The organism is Cupriavidus sp. UME77 (genome assembly GCF_014170355.1).
GTDB lineage: Bacteria > Pseudomonadota > Gammaproteobacteria > Burkholderiales > Burkholderiaceae > Cupriavidus > Cupriavidus basilensis.
The window spans coordinates 15,818-27,352 of the sequence record NZ_LZZU01000075.1 but is presented as its reverse complement, the minus strand read 5'-3'; the positions used below and the strand labels follow the sequence as shown (position 1 = coordinate 27,352).

Below are 11,535 nucleotides of genomic sequence, written 5' to 3'. Positions count from 1 at the left end.
TAGCGTTAGGATGGCCCTTTATTGATGGATGAAAGCAAGGTAAGACGGATAAATCTTATTATCAGACCAAAACGACCCGTGAGGCGCCGCTGAACCTGGCAGGGCGCCCCGGTTGGGCTCACAAATTTTGGAAGGAAGGAGGAAAAAGGCCAGTCAGCAAGTGACTGATTTGATTGGGGTTTCAGCAGGGCATCGCCCGGAAACCCGCGTGGGTGCTAGGGGTCGTTACCCCGGTAAATTGCAGCAAAATCAAGGGGACCCCAACTATCGGTGACCTTGTTCATTCATAGTTGAACAATCCGCGGCCTCACGCTTGCCCGGCATCCTCCTTGGCCCGTACGGCAGAATGAGCCCGCCTGGGACGGTGGGGCCACTCCCGCCCCAGTGCTGTCGCTAGGGCTGCCACTGTCATGTCTGTTGTGCAGCGGTCGGCCTGCGCAGGCGGACGTACTCACGCTGACTGTCGCAAAGCAGTCGTTGGTTCTGGCGAGCGCGCTGGCTGGACCTTTGAAGCAGCCGCCTCAGCCACCGGAGTCCGGGGGACCTTAAGGTCTGCAATCAAAAACACCACAGCGACCTCCCGGTGGTCGGCGCGATAGGTGGCGATATACCCGTTTGTTTCGTAATCGGGAGGCCCCAGAAACTCGCAGCCAAGGAATGCAAGACCGGGAGGAACCTCATGTTCGAGCATTTGTCTGACATAGCCGAGGAGAGGTTTTACTTCCTTCGCGTACGAGTAAGTGACGTGGAAATAGATGTCACAGACGCCGTACGACAACAGCTTGTCGAAATGTGCCTTAGTATAAGTCCTGTCGAGTCCGGAGCAGACGAGCGCCTCGTAGATGGATATTTCCTGACCAGATACCCGGATAACGGCGTCCCGTTCGCCGGGATTGCCGTTTGAAGTTGCTCCTCCGAGCGACTGGTCACCCACATCCCACTTGGCCACTGCGAGCGAGGCTCCCAGAACCTCTCGCACGGCGGTGTTGAGGTCGTTCTCGAGCCTTGCCTCGTCCTCTGGATTTTTACGGTCACGCAGCATCGCCGCCATGTGTTGAAGCGCGGCAACGGCACGTGATACTTGCCGTACGAGATAGCCTCGAACTCCGCGGCCGGGGGGGCCAAGTACGTCACCAACCTGGGAAGGCTGAAGCTCGGTCAACTGCTGCAAGGCGGCGCGGATGGATGAAATCGAGTCGACGGCAACAGCTGCGGAAGCGACACTGGGCGTAGCGACACTAGCTTGGAGGTCGTTTTTGACTGCGATAAGCCGGTCATCATTACCGAACTCTGTGATAGCAGCGTCCAATATCGCCATCGCCTCGACCCGGAACCCCTGCTCGGACTTTGCAAGTACGGCGATGAGCTCGAGATCTGGACTTCGCGTCTCCTGACGACGCGCGGCCACACTCTCCAATGCATCGTCTGGCCTTTGCAAGGCAAGCAAGAGCAGCGCACGGTTGGCGAGCAAGTTGCTGCGGGCTAGTTGCCCGTCCGCGGCGACCGCAGCGTTGATTTCCGCAAGCAGGCCCTCGCCGGAAACTTTGTCCGCACCGGTCAACGGATGAAGGGTGGGTCCCAGAAGCTGCTGAATGGCAACCGCAAAGGCGTTCTCATTGTATGCAGAGGCCGCACCGGGTCGCGCTGCGAGCCGCTTCAGCACGACCCGAGCACCTGCCAGATCGCCGCACGGGCGCAGCAGTTGGGAGGTCGCCCTGTAGAAGTCCAGTTGGTCTTGTGCTTGTCGCGTCGTGGGTACATCCAATGCCGATGGGACGACCGCGACATCGAGTGCAGTCCAGTTCTTCTCCTTCAGAAGCAGCTGAAGTCCGAGGCCAAAAAGGCTAAGCCGGAACTGCGATGGCGCGCGGTCTAAGTCCTTCTCGGCTTCATCCAGGTGCTGCCGGGCAAGCCCGTATTCGCCAGCGACCAACAGGGACCCGACGCGATGCTGTAGCTCTGGCCAGGTCCAAAGCGTTGAAGCCTCCCCCGGCTTCAGTTGCCGCAACCTCGCTTGGATGTCGGGCTTCGCCGCTTCTGGCAGGTGCTGGCAAAGCTCGGCAAGAAGCACCGGGTCGTCGGACTGAGCAAGCGCCTGCAGCATGGCTTCCTTATTATTGCTGTCTAGCTTTCGCCATGCGGCTGTGAGGTCTTTTGCTGGCGAGCCTTCCTCACGTGCAAGAAAGCGGCTCGGGCTGTACCTGTCCGTGAGGGCTCCGACGCGCCCTTTCTCGGCATGCTCAATGACACTGCGCGAAATGAGCGCTTGGAATGCGTCGCTGAGCTCCGTCGGCGCGGCTCCGTCAGGCCAACCGGCGACGGCGCGTGCGAGCAACCGCACGTGCCCCCTCAAGGTCTGAGCAATGGAAGAGCGCAGGAATGGCCTCTCATCGTCCGGCGTCTCTCGCAGCAGCTTCGCACTATCGAATGGGACTAGCAGCGCATTTCGGTCGGACGGTGCTTGTGCGAATGCAGTCGCGACAAGTCGCGCGGCCAGTTCAGCAGACAAACTGGACGCGTCGGTCCATTCTAGGTGCAGATCACGCGCAAACTTTGAATACAGTGCGACGATTGGGAAAGCGTCGGCACCCGGCGCGTTCGAAAGGCAGTTCAGTCCGTCGAGCACTCCCGCAAAGCGCGCCCGGGGCACGTTGTCCTCGTAGGCCGCTTGGTCCACGAGGTTTTGCAGAACCGCAGACTGAACTTCTTCCTTTTCCTTTGCGACCATCCCGAGAAGCTGTCGCCCAATAGGCCTCCTCGAATCTGCAACGGCCCGCCCGCTGCCAGCGCCGCCGGCATAGCACCAAGTAACCAACGACGCGCATTCCTCGAGGTCAAGCGTGCCCTCATCCAGGTGGTAAGCCAGGAGCGATAGCGAGTCTTGGACCGCAAACGTCTTGGTCTGGGCTTCGCGGCTCACATTGCGGTCACTATCCCGCCCTGACTCTGGTCGCCACTCGATGGCAAATTTGGCAGCCAGGCAGGCAATGCGCTGGTGCATCAGCATGTCCACCAACAGCGCTGGCACGGCATTGACTCGGAACAGGAATTGCTGCATAGCCATCGGATGGTCGGCTGCGAACGATAGGACCGTCGCCGCCGCCGCGGTGATGCCCGGACCAATGCCGGTCTTCTCAAGCTCGGAGCAAAGCAGGCCGAATGCAAAGCTGACCGTGCTCGCGCGGAGCCGTTCCATCATCAGAGGCTCGACATCGGGCCTTGTCAGCCAGTCGACCCGAGACACCAGTGTCCGCGGCGGCGCCCTCCTCGCAGTCCAGGCAAACCGCAGTTGGTCCTGAGGAATCGCGAACGTCTTTTCGAGCACGTCCGCGTAGCGTGCAGCATCGTTGTCCCATGCTCCCCAAAGGGCCTGGCGGTCCAAGACTCGATTAGCCGCCTCACGGCAGTACCGCATCTCAGTGAAGCCCCAGCCAATGTCCCATCTGCCGGCACAGCCGAGGACGTCACACCACGCAGCCCACTCCAAGAAGGCCCTGTCGACAGCCTCGGCCTCAGCTTCTAGCACGGCCGGCGAATCATTAGCCTCGTTCACGATGGGAGTCGCTGCCAGCATCGCGGTGCCACCATTATCCGCGGCGCGAGGCTGCGGCTTCGGGCACAGTCGCTCCCACAGCCGGCCTGCAAGCCAGTCCGGGTCTCTGGTAGGAATGTGCTGGTCGAGCAAGTCTTCGACCCTGGCAGCAAGCGATTTGGCGCCCTGAGGCGGCGTGTCATTCTTCGCGACAAGCCGAGCCTTGCCGAGCCCCGTCAGAAAAGTCTTCGTGCTCTGGCTCGGGTAGTTGATGTGCGAGAACGTGCCTAGAGGCGGGTTCTGCATAACCCAGCGGCCTCCGTCAAAGAGCACCCAGCCCAAACGCGCGAGGTCGTCGAACGTCAGGCCGCCGCCTGCAATGCGCTGCTCCGATGCGTCCCAGGTCTTGGCAACGCCCTCTGCGCTGCCTGGATACTCCATTCGGTAGTGCTGGCATAGGTCGAGGAGACTCACCTCGTCGACCATTCCGTCAGGCCCGAGGATGGGACGCGGTTGCGGCGACCGCGACAACCAGCGCTCGAACATCTGCCTCAGCTCGAGGCGCACCTTCAGCGGCGCCCGCATGCCTTCAAGCGGACGCACCTCTTCGACTCCAGCCACGACTCCCCCTCTCTAGTGTCTCCGCCGCGCATCTTACCGTCTCCATTTTTCCGAGCGTGTAAAAGCGTTGACGTTGGGTAAGGCTTTTCTCTCGCGCTAGCGAATGTCCTTCCCTACCAGACTGTCACTGATTGAAATATCTATTGAAAAACAGTTGAACTGGGAAAGAGACATCGCAGCGAGCGACCGCTCGTGATCGGCCGCAGGAATCTTGCCTGCGCGTCCACGAGGGCGGTCACTTTGTCAAGCTGAGATAGGCAAACGATCACCAGGTCAACCGAGTCGGCTGCCTAATGTGGATGCCCTTGCGAGGTTCTTCTGCATCCAACCGGGGTCGCTGGCATCTAGACTAAAACCTTTGCGGCAGTACCAAGACATCAGGCTCTCGTCCTTGATGAACTCGTGGTCGAGAGAGCGCGCCAAAAGACGGAGTGTCTTGCACCCAGAATCAAGAGCTACAGTTTCTGCCAGTGACAAAAGCAGGTTGCCAACGCCCATCGCTCTGCATTTCGCTAGCACGTGGCGTTGTTGCATTAATCGAATCTGAAGACAAAATGGCCCCCGTGATCCGAAAATCAAGCAATGCGGACGGAATGCGGGCGTGCGAGAGCCGCCATGCGGTTGAGCACGCCCACGCGGATCGCCACCTCGGTTGCTTGCGAGCCGATGCAGCGTGCCCACAGGCGATTGCCCGTGAGCGTCTTGAGCCGATACATCAGGTTCTCGACCAGCGAGCGGCGGTGGTAGCCGCAGGCCTTCTTCCATTCCCCTCGCCCGTTTCGCGCAATGGCGTCGATGGCTTCGTTGCGCCACTGCGCGCCAGGCGTTCTCTCAGACCAAGGCGCAGCCCCTTCGCGCGGAGGGATCGACGGTTGCGCGCCGCGGGCCTCGATTTGAGCGTGGCACTGCCTCGTGTCATACGCACCGTCACCGCCGACGGTTCCGATGGGCACGTCTGCGGGGATCTGATCGAGCAGATCGGGCAACACGTCGGCATCGGGAACATCCTGGTGAGTCATCAGTGCCGCGCATACCTGGCCGGTCTTCGCGTCCAGAGCCAGATGCACCTTGCGCCAGGTTCGCCGCTTCGAATAGCCGTGTTTGCGCACTTTCCATTCGCCTTCGCCGTACAGCTTCACGCCGGTGCTGTCCACCAGCAGGTGCATCGGTTCGCCGGTGTGCGAGGCGGGCAACGTCACCTCAAGCTCCTGCGCGCGGCGGCTCAACGTCGTGTAGTTGGGTACCGGCAGGTCGGGAAAAGCGAGCTCGCGCAGGCTACGCGCGAAGCCCTGAAGGGCCCGCAGAGGCAGATGGAAGACTTGCTTGAGCCCGAGCAGCATCTGAATCGCTGCGTCCGGGTAGACGTGCGGCCGCCCCCGCCTGGGCGCTCCGCCCCGGGGCGCCGCGTTCAGTACGCTCTGGTCAATCCACATCGTCACGTCGCCCCTGGCAATCAAGCCAGCGTTGTACTGCGCCCAGTTCCTGACGCGATAGACGCCTTTGGGCTCGCTTCGCTTGTGTACATCCTTGCGCATCTTCTCGGGAAAAAATCGAGAATCTACGCAAGTCCGCGAAGAGTTAACAGAGGTACCACCCTGGCTGTTGCGCGTAAACGTCAGCCCGCGCGGCAGCCGGATTTATACAACAACACCCTAGCACGTAGATCTCATACACAAGTCCCAAAGAATTGTTGGGGAAATGTTCGAAGATTAGAAGCCCCGCCTCCACACCGTCGATCAAGGCAACGAACTCCCGGGTTCCAGGTCGCTTCCCTTTTTCCACTCGCTCGCGAAGGAGCGGATGGCTTACTGCGTGCGTCTCTTCAACTTCGACGGAATTCATGCCTGATTACATCCCTTCAATTGCTTGCAATGCGCAATCTACCACTACCGCGAACGACCGCTCCTGGTCGTGAGACCCAATCGCCTGGAGGTTCACTTTCACATCTTGTCCGGCAGTCCTGCATTCGAACTTGAGCCGGTGGCTACTTTGGCGAAGCGTATTCAGACATTTTCTCTTCAAAAACCGGCACAAGTGTGTGCCGACCGGCTATCGTAATGAGTTGGCAGGCAGTTATCAGCCCCAGCGCCCCGGCTGCACCCATTGCGTGGCACAAATCTTCGTCGGAGTAGTTGCTTTCGACACGGCCGGGCTTGTGTCTGCGCGTGACCTGCAAAAAACCCGTGTGCGTGAACGAGTTCAATTGCGTCCATGCGGACGATTTGAACTGCGACAGGACGCCGTCCGGCGTGCGAAGGACATTCTCGTACTCCGCAATGAGGGTGCCAAACGTCTTGTCCAAGCGGCCCTTTTTAAACGCCGTGAGTTCTTTGTCCGTGGCGCAACTATGCAGCCACAGACCCCGGACCATGGATTCCGCGAGCACGCGCAGCAAGGCCAGCATCGAGCCGTATAGTTGGACCGAATAAAGATGTGCAATCGCTGCCTGATGTTCCAGCGCAACATCGAAGCAACCGACGGCAATCTGGGATCGTTCATCGGCAGGAAGCTCTATGCCAGCGGTGTGATCGTCGATCCAGCGGACGAGGTCCACTAGCGCACGGTATTCTTTGACAGCTTTCATTGCGCCCCTCAATGGCGATTTTTGCACGCGATAGTAGCAGCGGCCGGCTTCAAATTGTCCGTGTCCCGCCGGCTACGCGGCATGGGCACGCCAGTAGTTCGGAGTCCGTTGCCGCAGTCGCCGGGAGACGTTTGACGGCGGGACAGGGTATTTAGCGCAATATGCTCGGATTGTGTGCAATCTAGGTGCGTATGTCGGGTGGCAGCTTCTGGCCGTACCCGGAAGTTCGTCGCCGGCCGGCACTCGATCGCCCCGACTCGGCTCCGATTTTTCGTAGTCGACCCGTTACCGTCATTCAAGTCTCCGCAACGTCAACGGCCGTTCGCGATTCACTCACGCTCGGTCGGCTGCGGCTTTTCGGCCATTGCCGTCATTCGACTATCGGCTTCGGGCCGGCGGCTAAACGTCGCTTTCCGGCCGCTCGAACCACACCTATCGCGAGGGGCGGGTCTCACTGAAACTGGCTACGTGCTTCACCGACTGGCCGACGACCCACTCGCCGAATTCATCTCATTCCTGTGCCTTTTTTCTCACATACTTCATCCCGAGGCCCGCCTTGTAGAGCTGTCGCGCCCTCAGCTCACCCGGGTACCCTGCTCGGGCCTCGAACATCCCGATCTTCTGCATGCTAGTCAGGGAGCGCCGCACCACATCTACTGGAATGTTTGCCCGCTCCGCCAGTGTCTCGATAATTTCCTCAATGGAAAACGGCGTCTGAAGCCCGTCGAAGGCGGCAATCAACCGGTCTACGGCCGATTTGTTTGCGTCGATGTTGGACTCGATGTTGAGGAATGAATACAGTTCGGTCCTCACATCGCCGATGAAGGACCGAGAAGCCTGATCGTAGGCGAGCAGGACACTCTTACTGGAGAGCCGACCGTCGACCAGTTCGGCCGGTGCCGCCTCACCGGCATTGTCCGCCAATGTTCGCAAGAATCCATCGAACAGCCTCGGATAAAAGGCCGAGTCGGTGCCCGCATCTCCTCCCGCATCCGAGAAATAGGAGGCAAAGAATGTCGTCGTTTTCAGGCGATTGCGCTCCAGACCTGCGGGAAAGATCTCCAGCAGTAAAGACTCCGAATCATCATCAGACAAAGCCCCGCGCGAGATGCTGTTGGCCTTGGCTTCTATCCGGTTGCAAACGCTGGCGAAGTGCTGCTGGAACCAGGGCAGACTCACAATCCGCGCAAGTGCGAAGTTAAGAATGGTGGTCTTATTCCAGTGCAGATAGAGCGCGGCTCCTTCAATTTGCTGTTCGACGTTCTCCGCCGCCCCAGTTGCAAGGTCGGAGCGGAGTAGCAGCCGTATCGTGAGCAGCCTTGAATAAGTCCTATCGAACTGGACTGCCGCGAGAAAGCGGAACAGGGCTTCGACGAAGGAGCGAAGGTCGCCCGCCGGAACCGCCGTTTCCACACCATCGATCACGAACACGCGCTTCTCAGTGTGGCTGGCGAAATCCTGTGGGCCGAAACGAACGAGCGCGCCTGAATCTGCGGCGAGCAGCTCGACCTGTTCGAGAAGAGCGGCTTCCAACACCCCTTCGCCCTTCGTGCTCGGCGTCGAGAGGGCGGCGCCCAGCAACATCCACCAGAACTTTTCAAAGTCCCGGTTACATGCGGCCAGTGCGGACTGGAAACTGCGGTTTGCGCTGGGCAACCCGCCGGCACGCGAGTCGTTCGCGACGAGCAGCGGTTCGGCCAGATCACGACGCACGAGCTCGGTCAACAGCCTGGTCTTTCCCGTCCCCTTCCGGCCAAATACATAGGTGTACGGACTATCTGCGGTAAACAGCTTGGCCAGCCCCGGCGTCAGGATGAACTGCCCGTCATCCGTTGAGCCGCTGCTCGTCAGCGAACCCTGCTGCATCGGGACAGCAGGGTTGCCGCTCAGGCCCAGCACGGAGCGCAGTTGGCCGATGGCTTCGCGGCTAGCGCTCGACATGTCGCGCGGATTCGGCTGCTGTCCGTCTACGAAATTCTGGTCGTGTCTCCAGAACACCCAGTAGGGATCTAGATCCTGGGGATCGATCGCATCCCCGATCTGCATCGCATCAGCAATCTTACCAAGCAGGCCCTCAATAAATCGCGCGCTCTGGCTACGCGTGTCCCTTGCGGTCTTTTTGGGATCGAGCGAAAAGCTGACGAAAGCCCCCGGGGATTCTGGATCGTGGGCCAGCAAGGTATCGAGCAGTCGTGAGTCCAGGATATGCCGTGCCATGCCGTCCGGACGGACAAAAATCACGGCCGGCCCAGGCCACGCCTCCATAATGGGCAGAACGGAGGGGGCGAGCCCGGTTCGATGATCAAAAAGCACGATGTCATAACGTGGCGAGCCGTTATCGGCTTCTGTCTCGATCTGCCGCCGGAGACCCGCCACAGCCAGTTGCAGCACCGACGCATCCAGCGACGCGTTCAGCAGGAAAGCGGCGAAGTCCATGTCGAATCGGGCCGCAACAGGCCGCGCCGACACAAGGTCAACGTATCCCGTGACCGATGCGCCAACGTACGTGCGCGAAAGCGGTGTCAGAGTGGCGCCTGGCGTCGCCAGGCCCATCAAGGTCGAGCCGATGTCCGCAGCCGCGACGCCAAACATCGCGTCTAGCGAAGGCGCTTCAATATCGGCATCCACAGTGAGCACGCGGTAGCCCGCATCGGCCAGCACCTTGGCCAGCGCCACCAGCACGGTCGATCGTCCCTGGCCACCCTTGTACCCGTAAAAGTGAACCGCCTTCGCAGTGCGCCGGCTGGGGGAGGCTTCGCCGGCCCGATCGGGCTGATCATCCAAAACGGCGGGCGGCGCCATCGCCGTTTCGCTGCGCGGGACGAACGCGCTCAGCCAGCTAGTTCCAGCTTCGCCTGAACCCAGAAAGCCGAATTGTTCCTGACGTTCCCTTTCCGTGACCAGTGCCAACTCGATCATCGGACTCGTTGCAACCGATGCGACATCAACTGCTGACATGCCGACAGCCTCGCAAAACGCGGTGAACCGGGCATCGGTGGCCATGCCATCGAACAAACCGCCGACACACAGGATATATAGCGTCGGATGTGCGTATTCGACTTCGACCTTGATGCTGTCAATGCGCGCAATGGATTCAATGAACTCGGAAATAGTCATGGCCGGATCAGAGTGATTTCTGGAACTTCGTTGCAAGATAAGACCGGGTGCCGCCCACGAGATCGGCGAGCGTTTTCGCCTGTTCATGGGTCGTCGACGGGGCAGGCCAGCCGTCGGTGACGTGCCGCGTATAGCGGATGTAGGGGTAGGACTCCGCAGGGGCAAACCGGGCCACCCCGTCCTTGCCTTGCACGCTGATGGCCTTCAGGGCGTTGCTCAACTGGGCGGACAACGCATTGAGCCGGACCTTGCAGCCTCGCTGGTCGCCCACGGCAAAGCGGTGTGCGAAGACATTGAGTGCGGCCGGGACATTGTGGTCGGTTAGTCCGGTTGCCTGTTTGAGGACCAGTTCGATTGCGACCATGCCGCAATAGGCCCTGACGATCTCATCGGCACTTGATGCTGCTGCGTCGGCAAAGGCGCGGATGTTCGTTGTGTGTTGGCTCATTCGTTTGTTTAGCGTTCGTTTGCCGGAACGGTCGCACCGGGACCTGGGCACCCGGTAATGATACCAATTGGGCGGTGCCAGCCACGCGCCGGCTGGCGACCACCGCTCGGCAGCTCAGGGCGGTACTGCAACTGGCGTGGAGTCTGGATGGCGGGGCGGACCTCTGAGGCGCGTTTTTTTCCAGGCGGGGGCGCAGGTTTCTCGGGCCTCCGCGCCGAGAAGAGAGTCTCGCCGCGCGGGCCGCGTTTCCTCAGGTTCGCGTGACGTAGATGGGCAGTAACGACGGAAGACACTGACGCGACGGCAGACAGTGCGATGGGCTGCCGCAACAGCGACCAGGAATGGTGATGAACAATTGCTGGGTGGTGCGTGGGGTGGTTAGGAAGCGGTGCCCGTTCCCACCCCTGTGCTCACACGACGGGGGCGCGCATGCTGCTTAAAGTGACGGAAACGGCTCGTGAATTCGAGTTCGCGGATAGACAGCCAATCTCAGACATTCGCCTTCGTCGACGCGTGGTCATCCAAGCGACTGGTGCCCCCTGTACGGTCGCGGCAGGAATAGATGCGCTTAACGGATGGGCTTCGTTCCGTCGTCACCCGACTCGGCCGCGAGCCAGGTCACAATGCGCCATTGGCGAGTGTTTCCTTTCCCAGCCCTGTACCCTCGCTCGCCGAGCCCTTCTGACCGGCAGTTCAGAGTTGAATGACCAAAGTTCAGAGTTTGGCGATTCTCGACACCTGCGGCAGCCTGAGTTCGAGCCCCGGAATGGCCGGATTGGTAATGACCAGTTCACGGTCCGCGGGCGAGGGAACGTCCACGGCGTGCCGCTCGTCAAGCCGCGACAGCCAGATGGTGTAGTCCAGAACGTTCGTCCTGGACGGCTCGATCGCGACCATGGCGCCCTGCCTCCTCCTTTCCCGTCTGCCTCCCTTGGAATGGCGCCCCGCCGGTCGTTCCACTTTGAGATGTGACAAACAGCGCCTTATGAGTCACACAAATCAATGGGTACATTATTTTGTACCGGATGCATTACTTTTCCCTATTCTTGATAATCTTTCTTCTCAAGAACAGAGAAAGTAAGGCACGCCTCACCGCTCCATGCACCTATTCTCCCCGACCTATCGCCCGCTACGCCGCGTTTGGCCTGGATCCCGGGCTAGTTTCGATGCCGTTTCGCCCGCGAGGCCAGCCTTATCCGTCCTTGTTCGCGACCCGCCAGCGACACTGGGCGT

At 60.3% G+C, this 11,535-nt stretch carries 6 protein-coding genes; all 6 read right to left on the bottom strand.

Features of this window, described 5'->3' with window-relative positions; all coding sequences use genetic code 11:
- Positions 1-451 precede the first annotated feature (451 nt).
- On the bottom strand, positions 452-4,117 hold the full coding sequence (locus tag A9975_RS29720) for a hypothetical protein (RefSeq protein WP_183035871.1): 3,666 nt from the start codon (positions 4,115-4,117) through the stop codon (positions 452-454).
- Positions 4,118-4,728: 611 nt separating this feature from the next.
- Positions 4,729-5,688 (bottom strand): IS5 family transposase, encoded by a 960-nt coding sequence (locus A9975_RS29715; protein WP_183035870.1) that lies wholly within the window; start codon positions 5,686-5,688, stop codon positions 4,729-4,731.
- A gap of 449 nt (positions 5,689-6,137) precedes the next feature.
- Positions 6,138-6,737: a hypothetical protein gene (locus A9975_RS29710; RefSeq protein WP_183035869.1), complete on the bottom strand. Its 600-nt coding sequence runs from the start codon at positions 6,735-6,737 to the stop codon at positions 6,138-6,140.
- Between the two features lie 510 nt (positions 6,738-7,247).
- Positions 7,248-9,854, bottom strand: coding sequence for a P-loop NTPase (locus A9975_RS29705; RefSeq protein WP_183035868.1), 2,607 nt, complete (start codon positions 9,852-9,854; stop codon positions 7,248-7,250).
- A gap of 7 nt (positions 9,855-9,861) precedes the next feature.
- Positions 9,862-10,302: a hypothetical protein gene (locus tag A9975_RS29700; RefSeq protein ID WP_183035867.1), complete on the bottom strand. Its 441-nt coding sequence runs from the start codon at positions 10,300-10,302 to the stop codon at positions 9,862-9,864.
- 714 nt (positions 10,303-11,016) lie between these two features.
- Positions 11,017-11,199 carry a hypothetical protein gene (locus A9975_RS29695; RefSeq protein ID WP_183035866.1) on the bottom strand — a complete coding sequence of 61 codons (183 nt, stop codon included), beginning with the start codon at positions 11,197-11,199 and terminating at the stop codon, positions 11,017-11,019.
- Positions 11,200-11,535 lie beyond the last annotated feature (336 nt).

Excerpts from the sequence above, each read along its gene's own strand:
- A9975_RS29710 (WP_183035869.1), bottom strand. The coding sequence starts at position 6,737 with ATGAAAGCTGTCAAAGAATACCGTGCGCTAGTGGACCTCGTCCGCTGG.
- A9975_RS29695 (WP_183035866.1), bottom strand. The coding sequence starts at position 11,199 with ATGGTCGCGATCGAGCCGTCCAGGACGAACGTTCTGGACTACACCATC.
- A9975_RS29715 (WP_183035870.1), bottom strand. The coding sequence starts at position 5,688 with ATGCGCAAGGATGTACACAAGCGAAGCGAGCCCAAAGGCGTCTATCGC.
- A9975_RS29720 (WP_183035871.1), bottom strand. The coding sequence starts at position 4,117 with ATGCGGGCGCCGCTGAAGGTGCGCCTCGAGCTGAGGCAGATGTTCGAG.
- A9975_RS29705 (WP_183035868.1), bottom strand. The coding sequence starts at position 9,854 with ATGACTATTTCCGAGTTCATTGAATCCATTGCGCGCATTGACAGCATC.
- A9975_RS29700 (WP_183035867.1), bottom strand. The coding sequence starts at position 10,302 with ATGAGCCAACACACAACGAACATCCGCGCCTTTGCCGACGCAGCAGCA.